Here is a 15,867-nt window from a genome sequence, read left to right on the forward strand (position 1 = left end):
CGAGCCGGCCGGCGCCGCGATCCGGTGCTGGTCGCTCACGGCTGGGGAACCTGGTCGACCACGAAGACGACGGTGGGCTCGGCATCGCTGCCCTGGGACCGGTGCTCCTCGTCGTCGGGGATCACAAAGCCCATCCCGGGGCGGCACGGCACCGACCGGTCCCGGAAGTGGATGGTGAACTCGCCCTGCAGGACGTAGCCGGTGTGCCCGCGCAGACACCAGTGGTGCTCGTCGAAGCCGGGCGGCAGTTCCAGCAGGCGGAGTCGCTGCCCCCCGACGTACGTCATCTTGACGCGCCCCTCGGCTCCCGGCTTGTCCCACTTCTCCCACTCGGTGGCCGGGAAGTCGATGCCGACCGGGGCGGCGACCTGCTCAGTGGACATTCTCGATATCTCCTCTGGTCGGGGCGGATTCGTTGCGGCGGGGCCGCGGAACGCGTTCGTTGCGGTCCCGGCGCGGAAGCACCGGATCGCCGTTGACCCGCTGGTGCCGCTTGAGCAGCTGCACCATGTCGAGCATCCGGTGCACCATCCGCTCCAGCGCGTCGACGCCCTCGGTGTCGGTCAGGCCGGGTGTGCCGGTGGTGTTGCGCAACAGAACGGGGAACCCGCTGCCCACCAGAATCATCCGGTTGAGCAGCAGGTTGTTGACAATCTGGTTGTGCACCGAGGAGTCGCTGTACCGCCGCCCGGTGACGATGATGCCGCCCACCTTGTCGGCCAGCGGACGGGTGAAACGCAGGTAGCCGACGCCCGCACGCTCGATGAAGACCTGCATGAGGTGGGCCAGGCCGAACCCGTGCACCGGGGCCGCGTAGATCAGCCCGTCGGCGCTGGCCATCTGCTCCACCAGGGCGGGGACGTCGTCGTCCACCTGGCAGGGCAGGGTACGGCTGTTGCAGTCGCCGCACGGGCTGCACGGCGAGATCCGGTGTTCACGTAGCTGGATGGTGCGCAGGATCGCGCCCCGCTCGGCGATCAGCCGACCCGCGTACGCGATGGCGTGGTCGGTGTTGCCGCCGGCCCGTTCCGATCCGTTGATGGCGAGGATGGTCCCAACGTCGCTGTGCAATGGCACCCCCGGTGCTCGTAGCGGGGGTGGGCGCCGCACGGCACCCACCCCCTGCGAGGTCAGTCCGTCAGCTTTCCGGCGAAGTAGTCGATGTAGGCCTGCATGTCGAAGTGGCCGTGTCCGGAGAGGGAGAAGACGATGGCCTTCGACTCGCCCGTCTCCCGGCAGCGGATCGCCTCGTCCACCGCGACCCGGACCGCGTGGGTGGACTCCGGCGCCGGCACGATTCCCTCGCTGCGGGCGAACAGCACGCCCGCCTCGAAACAGGCGGTCTGCGGCACCGCCCGCGCCTCGATCAGGTCGATCTCCCGCAGCGCGCTGACGATCGGCGCCATGCCGTGGTAGCGCAGCCCACCGGCGTGGATCGCCGGCGGGTGGAAGTCATGGCCCAGGGTGTGCATCTTGGCCAGCGGGGTGAGCCCGGCGGTGTCGCCGAAGTCGTAGTCGTAGGTGCCCTTGGTCAAAGACGGGCAGGAGGACGGCTCCGCCGCGACGAACCGCACCGTCGGGCCGCCGCCCAACTGCCGGCGCAGGAACGGCAGGGCCAGCCCGGCGAAGTTGGAGCCGCCGCCGGCCGCGCCGACCACGATGTCCGGGTAGTCGTCGGCCATCGCCAGTTGGAGCAACGCCTCCTGACCGATGATCGTCTGGTGCATCAGCACCAGGTTGAGCACCGAGCCGAGGGCGTACCTGGCGGTGCCGCCGCTGTGCATCGCCGCCTCCACGGCCTCGGAGATGGCCAGGCCGAGACTGCCGGTGGAGTGCGGGTCGGCGGCGAGCGCCGCCCGGCCCGCCTCGGTACGGTCGCTCGGGCTCGCGGTGACCGACGCGCCGAACGTCTCCATCAGCCCTCGCCGGTACGGCTTCTGGTCATAGCTGACCCGCACCATGAAGACCTCGCACTCGAGGCCGAAGTACGCGCAGGCCATCGAGAGCGAACTGCCCCACTGGCCGGCGCCGGTCTCCGTGGTCAGCCGCTGCACGCCGTCCTGCTTGCTGTAGTACGCCTGCGGCACGGCGGTGTTCGGCTTGTGGCTGCCGGCCGGGCTGACCCCCTCGTACTTGAAGTAGATCCGGGCCGGCGTACCGAGGGCCTGCTCGAGGCGACGGGCCCGGACGAGCGGGCTGGGCCGCCACTGCCGGTAGATGTCGAGCACCGGCCCGGGGATGTCCACGTCCCGCTCGGTGGAGAACTCCTGCTCGATCATGCCGCTGGCGAAGAGCGGTTCGAGGTCGGCCGCGGTGATGGGTTCCCGGGTGCCGGGGTGGAGCATCGGGGGCAGCCCCTTGGGCAGGTCGGGGACCACGTTGTACCAGGTCGTCGGGATGTCACTCTCAGGCAGAACGAACTTCGTCGCGGTCATGGCCTCTTCCGATGAGGGTGGGTGTCAGGGACTGGCGGTGGCCGGCTCGGCGGCCGACGGCACGGGCCGGGCAGCCGGTCGTATCCGCAGCGCTGCGAACGCGACCACGCCGACCACCGGGGTCAGCAGGAGCAGGAGGAGGACGGGGCGGTGCCCCTGGGTCTGCCAGACGAAGCCGAGACCCATCGGCACTACCAGCCGGGCGGAGCTGAGCACGAAACCGTTCAGGGCCATGAAGCCGCTGACCCGGTGCTCCTGGACGTGGTCGGCGATGTAGGTGGGCACCACCACCGAGGCGATGATCTCCCCGAGGGTCCAGACCACCGTGGAGAGCAGCACCGCGGGCAGCGAGAACGCGAACACCAGGACGGCCATCCCGGTCGACCAGAGCAGGCCCGCCACGATCAGCAGGGTCCGCGTCGAGTACGCCTTGATCCGCTTCTCGATGAGCAGGCTGGCAGTGACCACGACCACGCTGTTGATGGTGTAGACCGCGCCGACCACCGCCACCGACGAGTGCAGCACGGTGGTGACCGCGAGAGGCAGCGTGTATTCCAGGCCGATCAGCGGCGCGACGTAACAGAACGAGACCAGCACCAGCACCGCCACGTCGAGGTCCCGCAGCAGCCCGGCCCGGCGGGTGGTGGCGGCCGGCGAGGCCACCGGGGCACGCCGGGTGTCCGCCGGTACGAAGAGCCAGATGGTGGCCGCCGCGAGCAGGCCGAGCAGGATGTTGCCGGCGAACATCAGCTGGTACGAGTAGGCCGCCGCGAACCCGCCGAGCAGCGGGCCGACCCCCATGCCGAGGTTGTTGGCGAGGTAGCTGACCGTGTACGCGAAGGGCCGCTGGCCGGGCTCGGTCAGGTCGGCGATCAGTGTGTTCGCCGCCGGGGCGAACATCCCCATCCCGACCAGTGCGACGAAGAGCAGCGCCGCGTACGTCCAGGTCGGCCCGTCGAGCAGGGCGAGACCCAGGTAGCCGGCAGCGTTGAGCAGCAGGCTCGACACCAGCGCGGCGCGGCGGCCGGCCCGGGCGCAGACCGGGCCGCTGAGCAGGCTGCCGGCGAGCAGACCGGTGCTGCCCACGGAGATCAGCACGCCCGCCTCGCCGGTGCTGAGGTGCCGGCTCTGCACCAGGTAGACCGCGAGCAGTGGGAAGACGAACATGCCGGCCCGGTTGATGAAGGAGGCGTAGACCAGCATCCGCAGCGGGCGCGGCAGGGCCCGGAACCGGCTCAGCCACATGACGCGTCGCCGACCGGCTCGGTGACCACCTCGAAGGCGTCCCGGATGACCTTGAACCGGGCGCGTACGTCGTCGAAGTCCCGGCCCTCGCAGACGTACCAGCCGAGCACGTCGTTGGAGGCGGTCGGCACGGCGAGCACGTCGCCGACGGTCTTCCACACGTCCGCGTCGCGCACCGAGTCGAGCGCCCGCAACTCCACCGCCGTGGTGATCGCGGTGATCCGGCCGTACCGGTCGGAGCACAGGTACTCGGTGCCGATCTCCGGGCCGAGGGTGGCCGCCGGAACGTGCGCCGGGTCCAGTTCGAGGCGGCACCACTCGCCGGCCAGGTTGATCCCCCGCCCGGCCTGGATGGCGGGGACGATCGAGCCGCCACCGGCCCGGGCGGCCGCCTCGCCGAAGACCAGCTCGCCGTCGTCGCGGAGGAAGAACTCCACGTGCGCCACGCCGGTGCGCATCCCGAAGCCGCGCAGCACGGTGGCGTTGGCCGTCAAAATGCGCCGCTCCGCCGGGGTCAGATCGTGTTTCCGGGAGACGGTGCCGCCGGGTTCGTCGCGGAACTCCAGGACCGAGTACGTGTAGCGGGAGAGCTGCTCGAAGACCACCTCGCCGTCGCGGAGCAGCGAGTCGACGTGGTACTCGGCGCCCCGGACGTACTCCTCCACCCGGTAGTCGTGCCGGTCGTCGGCGATCAGCGGCCAGACCCGGGCCAGGTCCTCGGCGGAGTCCACCCGGTGGGTGTCGCCGCAGGCCCAGCCGGCGTACGGCTTGACGACCACCGGCCAGCCCACCTCGGCGGCGAACTCGGCGACCGCCCCCACCGTCTCGGGGCGGCACGAACGGGCCACCGGCACGCCCAGCTCGGTGGCCCGGCGGTGCATCACGTTCTTGTCCCGGAAGGTCAGCGCCTCCTCCGGGTCGAGCCCCGGGATGCCGTGGTCGCGCCGGCAGCGCGCGGCGGTGAGCACGTCCCCCTCGAAGAGCGGGAAGATGCGCTCCACCGGGTGCGTGGCGAGGATCGACGCGACCGTGGAGCGGACGGCCTCGGAGTCGTCGAGGTCGGCGTGGTAGCAGGGCAGACCGGCGGCTTCGGTGGCCGGCTGCCCGTTCGGCAGCAGCGCGACGGTGGCCACGCCCAGTTCGGCGGCGGCGGCGACCACGCTGCGGAACTGGGCCGCGTACCGACCGGCCGCCGGTCGGTAGATCACCAGGATCGCGCGGTTCACGGACGGCTCCCGCGGTGGCTGCCGGCGGGACTGAGCGGGCCGTCGCCGACCGGGCCGACGGTGCGCAGGACGGCGCTGGTCCTCACGCCGTCGAGCACCGCCTCCTGCCGCGTGCCGTCGGACAGCTCGTCGAGGGCGGCGGCGAGCCGGGCCAGCGCGTCCGTCACCTCCGCCCGGCCACCGGGGTGGGCCGACTCGACGGTGAGCAGCAGCCGGTGCCGGCCGAGATCGGTGCGGACCAGGTGGCCCTGCCGCCAGTTCCAGCGCCGCGAGTGGGCCCTCCCGTCGGCGTCCGCGTAGACGACCTCACCCGGTTCGGGCTGCTCCGGCGCGTCGGGCGCACCGAGCGGCAGGTACGTCTCGGTGCCGTCGGCCGGCCGGACGTCGAGGTCGGTGAGGCCGTCGACGGCGCACGAGGCCACCGGGAGCGCCGAGCCGAGCGAGACCGCATTGCAGAGGTCGACCAGGGCGTTGATCCGGGGCAGCCGGTCACCCTTGGCGACCCGCCGTGCGATCGACTCGGCGGCGCACGGGAATCTGTTCGGGTTCACCCCCACCGCCCGGTACGCCTCCCGCCACGCGGCGATGCCCGGCAGTTCCGCCACCCCCGCCTTGTCCAGGTCCGCCGCGTGCAGCGCGTCCTCGGCCTCGGTCAGCAGCGCCGACACGGCGGGAGGCGCCGGGGCGACCTCGACCGCCGGTACGGCGATCACGCCGAGCACGTAGTCCGGCACTGCGGTCAGCACCCGGTCGTCGATGCGCACGGTGAGTGTGTCCGCACCGTCGCTGAGCTGGGTCATCGTGATCCTCGTGAAGTTCGGGTCCTATGGTCGGTCCGACCGTACGCAGCGGGACGACCACCGGGTGTGGCCAATCCGGAATGATCCGGTGAGGCCAATCCGGCGGTCGGCGGCTGGCCGGCGGGACGGTCGGCGCGGGCCCGGCTGCCGAGCAGCGTGGCGCCCAGCGCCAGCACGCAGAGCGCCGCGCCGACCGGCCCGAGCAGGTCGAGGGCGTCCGGGCCGCCGTACCGCAGCAGCCGGTTGCCGAGGAAGCCGCCCAGGGCGATGCCCACGAACGTGGCCGACGAGTTGAGTGACAGCAGCAGCGGTCCCGAGGTCGGCGCGATGGTGAAGAGCCGGTGCTGCTGGGCCGGCTGGGTGGCCATCGCGGTGACGCCCCAGGCCGCCATGGCCAGCGCGGCCGGCAGCAGCGCCTGCCGGGTCAGCGGTAGCGTGACCAGCACCAGGGCGAGCCCGGCGACCGAGACCAGCAGCACCGGCACGCCACCGAAACGGTCGGTGGCCCGGCCGCCGAGCACGGTCCCGGCGACCGCCGGCACACCGAAGACCAGCAGCAGCACCGCGAGCAGGGTTCCGTCGCCGTCGGTGGCCGGGGCGAGCAGCGCACCGACGTACGTCAGGGCGAGGTAGCCGCCGGTCATGAAGAGCGCGGTGGTGAGCACCGCCAGACCGACCCGGCTGTCACGTGCCGGGGCGAGCCGGGCGGCCAGCGACGGCCCGGGCGGCAGGGTCAGCGTCGGCAGGCCGACCGTCACCGCCAACGCGCAGGCCGCTCCGAGGGCGGCGAGCAGCCAGAAGGTGGCCCGCCACTGCAGGTCGGCGGCGAGCCAGGTGCCGAACGGCACCCCGGCCACGGTGGCCGCGGAGAGGCCGCCGAGCACCACCGCCATGGCCCGGGCACGCCGTTGGGGCGGGGCCAGCGCGGCTGCCGACGCGGTGGCGGCGGGAACGTAGAGCGCGGCGCTGACCGCCGTGAGGATCCGGGCCAACAGCAGCAGCGGCAGGTCGGGCGCGAGCGCGGAGGCGACGTTGCCCAGAGTGAACCCGACCAGCGAGATCACCAGCACGGTACGCCGCTCCAGCCGGCCGGTCAGCGCGCCGAGCACCGGAGCGGCGACCGCGTACGCGAGGGCGAAGACGGCGCTCACCCAGCCGGCCGAGGCGACGCTCACCCGCAGCGTCCGAGCCAGCTCGGGAAGCACACCGGCGACGACGAACGTGTCCGTGCCGATGGCGAAGGCGCCGACCGCGAGCAGCGGGACGACGGGTACGCCTCGGCGCATCACGCCACCCCCGCCGGCTGCCCGGCGCGGTAACGGGCAGCGTCGCCGGCGACCACCCGGCCGCCGAGCAGCACCATCTCGATCGCCTCCGGCCGGCCCAGCACGGTGATGTCCTCGGCCGGGTCCCCGTCGGTGACCACCAGGTCGGCCAGCCGACCCTGCTGCACCGTGCCCGCCTCGTCACCCCGCCCGGCCAGCCGCGCGCCGTTGGCGGTGGCCCAGGTCAGCACCACCGGGGCGGGTATACCGGCCATGGTCACGTACGTCTCCAGCTCCTCGGCGTAGCGGCCGTGCGGGGTCCACGCGAACCCGAAGTCGTCGCCGGCCACGATCGGGATGCCCATCTGCACCATCAGCGGCAGGATGCGCAGGGTGTTCTCGACCTCGGCCTGGAACTCCAGCGTCTCCAGGTACTCGGGGGTCTTGCCGTACCGGGTGCCGGTGGTGAGCAGCCGGTACGGCTGATGCAGGCTCGGCACCACGAAGATCTCCCGCTCGGCGATCGCCTCCAGGGCGGCGTCGTCGGCGTACGTGGCGTGGTCGATCACGTCCACCCCGGCGGCGATGGCGTTGCGGATGCCAGCCAGCCCGCGCGAGTGCGCCCGGATCCGGACGCCCCGCTCGTGCGCCGCCCGGGCCGCGATCACCAGCTCCTCGGCGGTGAAGAGCAGCTCGTGCGATCGACCGTTGGGGAAGGTGTCGTCTCCGGTGGAGAAGACCTTGATGATCTCCGCGCCCTGCGCGACCTCGGTGTCGACGTACTCGATCAGCTCTTCCGGGGTGTCGGCCAGCCGCATCAGGTCGCTCGGGATGCGTTGCTTGACCCCCGGGTTGCGGCGCTCCGGCGGGCCGGACACCATCAGGTCCCGGCTGCACGGGGTGATCCGCGGGCCGGGCAGCCGGCCGGCGTCGATCGCCCGGCGCAGGGCCATGTCGATGCCGGCCACCGAGCCGGCCCCGACGAAGGCGGTGTAGCCCAGCCGGAGCATGTCGGCGGCGTTGGCGGCGGCGCCGAGGGTGACCTCCGGGATCGTGTACTTGAAGAGCATCTCCCGACCGTCGAGCACGTTCAGGTACGCGATGTGGGTGTGGCCGAGCGTCATGCCCGGCATGACCGTCCGGCCGTCGAGGTCGAGGACGTCGATGTCGGGGTCGTGCAGAGGGGCCTGCGCCTCGGGCAGCACCGCGACGATGCGCTCGCCGTCGAGCAGCACGCTGTGGTGCGGTCGGGAGGCCACCCCCAGTCCTTCCTGGACCGTGGCGCGGTGCAGCAACGTTCGTCGGGACAAGACGGTCACTCCGGTTTCTCTCGGTGTCTGGTCTCAGTGGCGGCCGAACAGGGTCCACACGATCTCGGCGCCCGGGCGGCGGGCCACCCACCGCAGCGCGTGACGGTGCACGCCGGGCGCGTTGGTCACCGCGAGGTCGGCGCCGTTGGCGGCGAGGATCTCGGCGGCGTGCTGGGTGGAGTCGGCGTCGACCCACCGCACCGGCCGGTCCCGCAGGGCGGGTGGCGCGAGGTCGGTGAAGATCCGCCGGACCTCCCAGAGGGCGGCCACCGTGAGCTGATGGTTGGCCAGGTCCGGCTCGTGATCCGGACGGGCCGCGATGCCGTACTCCGGGGTGGCCTGCGCGAAATAGGCCTCCAGCCGCAGGTCGCGGTGCCAGTGGAAGCGGGTGAGCCCCTGGTAGGCGCTCGGTACGAGGGCCTGGTCGACCCTGCGGTCCACCAGCGCGGCGAGCACCGCGTCGAAGGTGTCGGACAGCTCGACGCGCAGCCCGTGCCGCTCGGCGAGGAACACCGCGGTCAGATGGCTGGACGTCCCGGGCGGGCCGAGGGTGGCCAGTGTCGTGCCGGGCCGGCTCGCCCACCGGTCCACCACGCTGCGCCAACGCCGCCCGTACGCCTCGGCGAGCGGCCCGGGCAGCGCCGGTACCCGCTCGTCGGCGGCGATCTCAGGTGGTGTAGCCACGGTTGCCCGCCATCCGCTGCGCCACCCTCGTCTCGTGGTCGACCTCGATGCGCCGGTCGACGATCCGGGCGGCCTTCCAACTCACGAAGGCGCCGGTGCTCACGATCGGGTCGAGCCTGTCGGTCAGCTCCACCTCGACCGGTACGCCGAGCGCGGCGCCGGCCCGCTCCCGGACCCCGTCGGCCACCCCGGCGGGGTCGTCGACGAGGTCCTTGAGCAGCTCCAGGCGGACCGTCAGCCGGTCGGTGCCCGCGCTCGGGTCGTGGTCGATCACCACCTGATAGCCGCCCGAGCCGGTGACCCCGGTCAACACGGCCATTTCGATCTGGCCGGCGGTGAAGCGTCGACCGCCCAGCTCGATCCGGTCCAGGGTGCGGCCGACGATCTGCACGAGGTCGCCGGCCATCTCGCAGTCGCAGTCCGAAGGCTCGACGATGACCGCGTCGCCCGTGCGGTAACGGATCAGCGGCTTCACCCCGTCGATCAGCATGGTGACGGTGAGTTCCCCGCTGCCGCGCGAGCCGTGCGACGCGCCCGTCTCCGGGTCCACCACCTCGATCAGGTAGTTGGTCTGGGAGAGGTGCATCCGCTTGTTGCGGCAGGCGGTGGCGATGACGAACGCCTCCTGCGAGCCGTACAGGATGTTGTAGACGTCCGCGCCCCAGACGGACTCCAGGTTGCGGGCCAACGCCGGAGTGCACATCTCGCCGGTGACGAAGAGCAGCTTGACGCCGAAGTCCTCGCGCAGCCGGTAGCCGTAGTGCTCGGCCGCCTTGGCAAGCATCATGGCCACGCCCGGTGTGCAGCAGACGACCTCCAGCTCCAGGTCCTTCATCAGTTGCAACGCCTTGGCGAATCCGATCACCGGCGAGTACGGCCAGATCTTCGCGTTGAGCGAGCCGACGTTGCGGGCGACGTCACCGAGGGTGTCGCCGAACGAGTGCACCTCGGTCGGGCCCATCAGCCCGATCCGGGGCGGGTGGTCGCCGAAGTGGTGGCGGAAGATCGACGCCCAGGATTCGGTGACGTGGGCGTTGCTCGCCACCACCTCCCGACCGTCGCGGGGACACGGGGTCGCGCGGCCCGTCGTGCCGGTCGTCTCGTAGAAGAAGACCGCGTCGGCCAGCGGCCGGCTGAGCACGTCGAGCATCTCCTCGCGCAGATGTGTCTTCGTCGTGAAGGGCAGCCGGTCGAGGGTCGACGGAGTGATCGTGGCGAGGTCGACGTCGGCCAGGTGACGCGCGTAGAACGGCGAGCCGGTGGACACCTGGTCGAGGACCCTCCGTAGCTGCCGTTCCCGCCACGACCCCAGGTCGGTCGGTTGCAGGCTGCGGTCGTAGAAGGCCCGGTGCAGAGTGAGGTAGTCGACGGCGAAGTCGGCCGCCGGTCCGGTGGTCGGAAGCCACATGGTCGGGATCCTTTCCAGGGATGAGCCCGGCTGCGGTGCGATCGCGGCGGGCCATGGCGCAGGTCAGTGCAGGCCGCCGTTGACGTCCAGAATCGTGGCGGTGACGTAACTGCTGGCCGGGTCGGCCAGCCAGGCAACGGCCGCGGCGATCTCGGCCGGAGTGCCGAACCGGCCGACCGGGATCCGGGCCCGGTAGTCGTCCCGGCGCTCGACCGGGATCCGGGCGGCCATCGGAGTCTCGACCAGGCCGGGAGCGACCGCGTTGACCCGGATGTGATGCTCGGCGAGCGCCCGGCCGAGACTGCGGGTGAGCGCTATGCACGCGCCCTTCGACGCCCCGTACGCCGCATCCGGGCTACCGGACTGCCCGCTGATCGAGGCGACGTTGACCACCGTGCCGGGTCGACCGGCGGCGATCAGGGCACGGGCGAACACCTGGGTGCAGAAGAACACGGCGCCCAGGTTGACGTCGAGCACCTGCGCGTAGGTCTTCGGGTCGTAGTCGAGGAAGGCCCGAGCGTGGTACACGCCGGCGTTGTTCACCAGCACCGTGGGCTGGCCGTACCGCTCGTGGATCCGGGCGAAGAGCTGCTCCACCTGCTCCGGCACGGCCACGTCGGCGACCAGCGAGGCGTACGCCGCCGGGTCGCGACCGGCTCGACGTCGACGCCGACCACCCGGTGCCCGGACTCGGTCAGGGCGGCCGTCACGGCCCGGCCGATGCCACCCGCCGCGCCGGTGACCACCGTGATCGGAGCCGACTGGTCGCTCACGGCGCTCCCGCCGTCCGCTGGCCGGCTACCGGTACCGGCGCCGACGCGCGGCGCAGGAAGTTGTCGAACAGGCGCAGCCCGTCCTCGGTGAGCACGCTCTCCGGGTGGAACTGCACCCCCTCCACCGGCAGGGTCAGGTGTCGTACCCCCATCACGTAGCCGTCGTCGGACGACCGCGCGGTGACCTCCAGGGCCGGCGGCGTCGGGTCCGCGACGATGAGCGAGTGGTAGCGGGTGACGGTGACCGGGGCGGGCACCCCGGCGAACACACCTCGGCCGTCGTGCGCGACCACGCTGGTCTTGCCGTGCATCAGGTGCCGGGCGACCGCGACCGTCGCACCGTAGGCGAGGCCGATCGCCTGATGGCCGAGGCAGACGCCGAGCAGCGGGGTTCGGCCGGCGAAGGCGTGCACCAGCTCCACGTGCCCGGACTCCGCCGGGTGGCCCGGCCCGGGGCCGAGCACCACCGCGTCCGGCCGCAGGCCGACGAGCTGCTCGCTGGTCCGCGACCGGGAGCGGACGACCACGGTCGACGCGCCGAGGGTCCGCAGGTACTGGTCGATGATGTGGGTGAAGCTGTCGTACGCGTCGACGAGCAGGACTTTCACGGCAGCAGCTCCACACCGGTCAGGGCCCAGTAGGTGGCGCTCATCTTGGCCAGCGTCTCCTGCCACTCGGCGCCGGGCGTGGAGTCGGCAACCACTCCGGCGGAGGCCTGGGTGCGGTAGCGGCGGCCATCATGGACCGCGGTGCGGATGCAGAGGGCGAGCACCGCGTACCCGCGCACGTCGACCAGTCCGATCGACCCGGCGTAGACGCCCCGGGGTTCGTCCTCCAACCCGTCGATGATCTCCATCGACCGCAGCTTCGGCGCGCCGGTCATGGTGCCGGCCGGGAAGCTGGCGCAGATCGCGGCCCACACGTCGGCGTCGTCGGCGAGTTGGCCGGAGACAGTGGAGACCAGGTGGTGCACGTACGCGAACGGCTCGACGTCGAACATCGCGTCGACGCTGAGCGTCCCCGGCACGCAGACCCGACCGATGTCGTTGCGGCAGAGGTCGACCAGCATGACGTGCTCGGCCCGTTCCTTCTCGCTGGCCGAAAGCTCGGCCACCCGCCGGCGGTCGGTCTCCGGGTCAGCGCCGCGGGGCGCGGTGCCGGCGATCGGACGCATCGACAGCCGACCCTGTTCGATCCGGAGGAACAGCTCCGGGCTCGCCCCGATGACGGTCCGGCCCGCCCAGGGCGTCAGGTACATGTACGGCGACGGGTTACGGTGCCGCAGCCGCCGGTAGACCTCCAGCGGGGTGAGCGTGGTCTCCACGTCGATCCGGTGGCCGATCTGGATCTGGTAGCTGTCCCCGACCTCGATGTGCCGCAGGCACTGCTTGACCCGGGCGGCGAACGTCTCCTCGTCGACGTTGTCCCGCACCAGACTGGGCGGCGGAGCGGCCGGCACATCCGGGTGATCGTCGTGTCGTGCGCCGAGTTGCTCTGGAATCCGGGCCGCGGAGGCGTCCTCCCGGGGCAGGTGCGGGCCGGCGGCGGAGAGCTGCCGCACGGTGCCGGCGCGCAGATCCCACCACACGGTGTGCCGGAACAGCGCGAGCGTGCAGCGGGGGATGTCGTCGACCACCCGGTCGACGGAGAGCTCGTCCATGTCCCGCGCTGCCTCGTACGCCAGGGTGGTGAGGAAGCCGAAGGCGAAGCTGTCGGTGGGGACGGTGGTGCGCACCGCGAACGCCCGCTGCACGGCCCGGACCGCGGCCCACACCTCGGGCGGCCCGGCCACCGGCCAGACCCGCTCCTGGGCGCGATGCCGGGCCGGCTCGCCGAGGACCGTCGTGAGCACGGCGGCCAGAGCGTCGCCGAGCGGGCCGTCGCAAATCACCTCAAGCCGATCGGCGATGAACCGCAACTCGGCGAGACGCCCCCAGCCGACGGCCGCCGCATAGCGGTCCTGAGCCGGCCCGTCCAGGCTTTCAAAGAGATACAGATCGTCGTGTGGACGACATTCGGAGAGTGCCGTATAGAGCGATAACGGATCGATCGACGGCAGTGTGACAGATGTCACTTCTATTGGAATGGAGTCGGCCAGTGGAGTACGTCTCGCTGCCACTGAATGAGGCCGAATGGGCCGATCGACGAACACCTTTGACAATAAGGACACTGTGGAACCCCCTCTGAGCAGCCCGATTTCCGCGCCCCCGTTGGCGCTGGCTCCACCGCGTGACGCGGCAGTTCGGACTTTTCCCCCCGCACGAAAGGACTCGCACGACCGCTGTGTGCCGGCATCGCATACACCCACGCGCGCCCATATTGGACACACTCGGAGCGAACGCCCTGATTCGCCGGCCACTGGGCGGTTGCGCGCCCGGCCAACACTTTCCTCAGGCACGGATCGCGCTGTCCATACCACTTCGACGATCCCGGAGCGGACCACTTGTCTATGAATCTAAGCCTGTCAATTGACGGTCAATCGCGCGAAACGCTGGCAGTGCAGCTCCGTAACGCGCTTCGTACGCAGATCGAGGAGGGCGTGCTGCGCCCGGGCACCCGCGTGCCGTCGAGCCGGCAACTCGCCGCCGACCTCGGGGTGTCCCGCAGTGTGGTCGTCGAGGCGTACGAACAGCTGTGCGCCGAGGGGTACTTCGTCTCCCAGCACGGCTCGGGCACCTCCGTGGCGGCGGAGGCGCGCACGGACATCGGCTCGGCGCTCACCCCGGACGACCGCGCGCCCACGGCGGCTGTCTGGGACCTGCGCACCGGCAGCTTCCACGACTCCACCTTCCCCCGCCAGGACTGGATCCGGGCGGTCAGCGCGGTGGTCAACTCCGCCGGCCGCCGCGACCTGGGCTACGCCCCACCGTCCGGCCTGCCGGTCGTCCGGCACACTCTCGCCGGCTACCTCGCCGGGTGCGGGGCGTGCGCACCCGGCCCGAAGACCTCATGATCACCTCGGGCTTCGCCCAGGGACTCGCGCTGCTCTGTCGGGAGCTGCGCGACCGAGACCACGACACCGTGGGGGTGGAGGACCCGGGGCACCCGGGCGAGTGGAAGTTCATCGCCGAGGCCGGCCTGCGCCCGGTGGGCCTCCCGGTGGATCGGGACGGCATCCAGGTCGACGCGCTCACCGCGAGCGGAGTCCGCGCCGTGCTCACCACCCCGGCCAGCCAGTTCCCGACCGGAGCCACGCTCAGCGCCGAACGCCGGGCGCAGCTGATCGCCTGGGCCGAGGCGGTGGACGGCTACATCATCGAGGACGACTTCGACGCCGCCTTCGTAGCCCCGAGGCAGCGGATGCCGGCGCTGCAAAGCCTCGCCCCGGACCGGGTGATCTACGCCGGCAGCACCAGCAAGGTCCTCGCCCCGGCGCTACGCCTCGGCTGGCTGGCCACCCCCGCCAGCCTGACCGCACGGATCGAACGGGTACGCGCCGGTTGGGACATCGGCTGCCCCGGCCTGGAGCAGCTCACCTTCGCCCGGCTGATCGACACCGGCGCCTTCGACCGGCACCTGCGGCGACTCTGCGACGACTTCCAGAAACGCCGCCAGACGGTCAACCAGTTCGTCGCGCGTCAGATGCCCGGCGCCACCACCCTCGCCGGGGGCAGCGGACCGCAGGCGTACCTGGTGCTGCCCGCGGGGTGCGCCGAGGAGGCGATCGTGCAGGCGGCTCGACGCCGCTCGGTACTGGTCCGCGGCGGCCGCTTCTACGCCCTGCGAGCGGACGACCGACCGCCGGCGCTGGTCATCGGCTACGCCGGGGTACGTGGCCCCGAGCTGGCCCGCGGCCTGGCCGGACTCGCACTGGCGTACCGGGAGACGACCGGCCGCACCAGTGCGTGAGACGCCCGCCTCCTCCAACCGAACCGCCGCGATCTTGTCCCACTCGTCGGCGTCCCGGCGACCTGAGGTCACACTCGCGTCCAGCAGACTGGCGTTGGCGCGCGGCGACGATGCGGCAAGGATCAACGTCCGACGTGCCCCTGCCAAGCCGGGTGACCGAGGCGTCGATCGGCGTACGGTGGGCGGCTCAGCGTCCCAACGCCGGGGCCGATCGAGGCCGATCTGACAGCGCGCTGGCCCTGGCGTGCCACCAGCGGCGCGACGCCAGCGCGGCCAACCCGGCGCCGGCGGCGTTGAGCAGTACGTCGTCCACGGAAGTCACCCGGTCCAGCCGCAGGGCGTACTGCGCGACCTCCACCAGGATCGAGCAGCCCGCCGCGAGCGCCAGGATCCGCGGCACCGACGCCAGCGCCGCGAACCGCAGCGGGGCGAGGAACCCCAGCGCCGCGAACACCAGCAGGTTGCCGACGACCTGGCCCGTCAGCGTCAGCAGACCCCCGTCGGAGAGGATGGTGAGCAGGTCTCGCAGGGGCACCAGGCTCACCCGCCCGGAAACGGCACCGGCCCGATCGCCCGGCAGCAGGATCATCCACACCCACGGCACCGTCCCGTAGACGATGCCGACCTCGGCCAGCGACATCCGCCACGGCGGGGTGGTGCCGGTCGCAGCCCGGCGGCGTGCCAGGACCCACACGACCAGCGCGGCCAACGGCAGTACGGCCACCGTGAGGAGAACCACGCCGGTGAACGTGCCGACCCAGCCGTGCCACTCCTTGATCACGCTCGCTCCGTTGCCGTCCGTCGCCGATCTGACCCGTCGGTCGTCACCCCGGCACCATAGTCGCCCCCGGTCCGCTGCGAGGTCCTGTCGG

Annotated in this window: 17 protein-coding genes; 2 read left to right on the top strand and 15 right to left on the bottom strand. The window is 72.0% G+C overall.

Annotated elements, in window-relative coordinates; translation table 11 throughout:
* Positions 1 to 35 precede the first annotated feature (35 nt).
* The 14 genes from JNW91_RS07440 to JNW91_RS07500 form a co-directional block, all read right to left on the bottom strand.
* Positions 36 to 383, bottom strand: a complete 348-nt coding sequence (locus JNW91_RS07440; protein WP_203174165.1) for a cupin domain-containing protein — start codon at positions 381 to 383, stop codon at positions 36 to 38.
* The gene (locus tag JNW91_RS07445) at positions 373 to 1,077 is read right to left on the bottom strand and encodes a flavodoxin family protein (RefSeq protein WP_203174166.1); all 705 of its coding nucleotides are present in this window, start codon (positions 1,075 to 1,077) and stop codon (positions 373 to 375) included. The genes JNW91_RS07440 and JNW91_RS07445 overlap by 11 nt, the downstream gene beginning before the upstream one ends.
* A gap of 53 nt (positions 1,078 to 1,130) precedes the next feature.
* The gene (locus JNW91_RS07450; RefSeq protein ID WP_203174167.1) at positions 1,131 to 2,435 is read right to left on the bottom strand and encodes a TrpB-like pyridoxal phosphate-dependent enzyme; all 1,305 of its coding nucleotides are present in this window, start codon (positions 2,433 to 2,435) and stop codon (positions 1,131 to 1,133) included.
* A 24-nt stretch (positions 2,436 to 2,459) separates the two neighbouring features.
* Positions 2,460 to 3,680 (bottom strand): MFS transporter, encoded by a 1,221-nt coding sequence (locus JNW91_RS07455; RefSeq protein WP_203174168.1) that lies wholly within the window; start codon positions 3,678 to 3,680, stop codon positions 2,460 to 2,462.
* Positions 3,671 to 4,906, bottom strand: a complete 1,236-nt coding sequence (locus JNW91_RS07460) for an ATP-grasp domain-containing protein (RefSeq protein ID WP_203174169.1) — start codon at positions 4,904 to 4,906, stop codon at positions 3,671 to 3,673. The genes JNW91_RS07455 and JNW91_RS07460 overlap by 10 nt, the downstream gene beginning before the upstream one ends.
* On the bottom strand, positions 4,903 to 5,706 hold the full coding sequence (locus tag JNW91_RS07465) for a B3/B4 domain-containing protein (RefSeq protein ID WP_203174170.1): 804 nt from the start codon (positions 5,704 to 5,706) through the stop codon (positions 4,903 to 4,905). The genes JNW91_RS07460 and JNW91_RS07465 overlap by 4 nt, the downstream gene beginning before the upstream one ends.
* Complete coding sequence (locus JNW91_RS07470; RefSeq protein WP_203174171.1) at positions 5,703 to 6,992, bottom strand: MFS transporter; 1,290 nt, start codon at positions 6,990 to 6,992, stop codon at positions 5,703 to 5,705. The genes JNW91_RS07465 and JNW91_RS07470 overlap by 4 nt, the downstream gene beginning before the upstream one ends.
* Positions 6,992 to 8,230 (bottom strand): amidohydrolase family protein, encoded by a 1,239-nt coding sequence (locus tag JNW91_RS07475; RefSeq protein WP_309244269.1) that lies wholly within the window; start codon positions 8,228 to 8,230, stop codon positions 6,992 to 6,994. The genes JNW91_RS07470 and JNW91_RS07475 overlap by 1 nt, the downstream gene beginning before the upstream one ends.
* Before the next feature lie 84 nt (positions 8,231 to 8,314).
* Positions 8,315 to 8,965 (bottom strand): prephenate dehydratase, encoded by a 651-nt coding sequence (locus JNW91_RS07480; RefSeq protein WP_203174173.1) that lies wholly within the window; start codon positions 8,963 to 8,965, stop codon positions 8,315 to 8,317.
* Positions 8,949 to 10,373 carry a phenylacetate--CoA ligase family protein gene (locus JNW91_RS07485; RefSeq protein ID WP_203174174.1) on the bottom strand — a complete coding sequence of 475 codons (1,425 nt, stop codon included), beginning with the start codon at positions 10,371 to 10,373 and terminating at the stop codon, positions 8,949 to 8,951. The genes JNW91_RS07480 and JNW91_RS07485 overlap by 17 nt, the downstream gene beginning before the upstream one ends.
* 63 nt (positions 10,374 to 10,436) lie before the next feature.
* A complete protein-coding gene (locus JNW91_RS07490; RefSeq protein ID WP_309244270.1) occupies positions 10,437 to 10,988 on the bottom strand; it encodes an SDR family NAD(P)-dependent oxidoreductase in 552 nt (183 codons plus the stop codon).
* Positions 10,913 to 11,146, bottom strand: a complete 234-nt coding sequence (locus JNW91_RS33870) for an NAD-dependent epimerase/dehydratase family protein (protein ID WP_407664272.1) — start codon at positions 11,144 to 11,146, stop codon at positions 10,913 to 10,915. Before JNW91_RS33870 ends, JNW91_RS07490 begins: the two co-directional genes overlap by 76 nt.
* Positions 11,143 to 11,754, bottom strand: a complete 612-nt coding sequence (locus JNW91_RS07495) for an anthranilate synthase component II (RefSeq protein ID WP_203174175.1) — start codon at positions 11,752 to 11,754, stop codon at positions 11,143 to 11,145. Before JNW91_RS07495 ends, JNW91_RS33870 begins: the two co-directional genes overlap by 4 nt.
* Entirely contained in the window at positions 11,751 to 12,998 is a 1,248-nt protein-coding gene (locus tag JNW91_RS07500; protein ID WP_309244271.1) for an anthranilate synthase component I family protein, read from the bottom strand. The genes JNW91_RS07495 and JNW91_RS07500 overlap by 4 nt, the downstream gene beginning before the upstream one ends.
* A gap of 645 nt (positions 12,999 to 13,643) precedes the next feature.
* Between JNW91_RS07500 and JNW91_RS32025 the strand changes: the two genes are divergently transcribed.
* Positions 13,644 to 14,099 carry a GntR family transcriptional regulator gene (locus tag JNW91_RS32025; protein ID WP_309244272.1) on the top strand — a complete coding sequence of 152 codons (456 nt, stop codon included), beginning with the start codon at positions 13,644 to 13,646 and terminating at the stop codon, positions 14,097 to 14,099.
* Positions 14,072 to 14,995 carry an aminotransferase-like domain-containing protein gene (locus JNW91_RS32030; protein WP_309244273.1) on the top strand — a complete coding sequence of 308 codons (924 nt, stop codon included), beginning with the start codon at positions 14,072 to 14,074 and terminating at the stop codon, positions 14,993 to 14,995. Before JNW91_RS32025 ends, JNW91_RS32030 begins: the two co-directional genes overlap by 28 nt.
* Positions 14,996 to 15,182: 187 nt before the next feature.
* Here the strand turns inward: JNW91_RS32030 and JNW91_RS07510 are convergent, their stop codons facing one another.
* Positions 15,183 to 15,776, bottom strand: a complete 594-nt coding sequence (locus tag JNW91_RS07510) for a VanZ family protein (RefSeq protein WP_309244274.1) — start codon at positions 15,774 to 15,776, stop codon at positions 15,183 to 15,185.
* Between the last annotated feature and the right edge of the window lie 91 nt (positions 15,777 to 15,867).

The organism is Micromonospora parastrephiae, assembly GCF_016802865.1.
GTDB classification, from domain to species: Bacteria; Actinomycetota; Actinomycetes; order Mycobacteriales; family Micromonosporaceae; genus Micromonospora; species Micromonospora parastrephiae.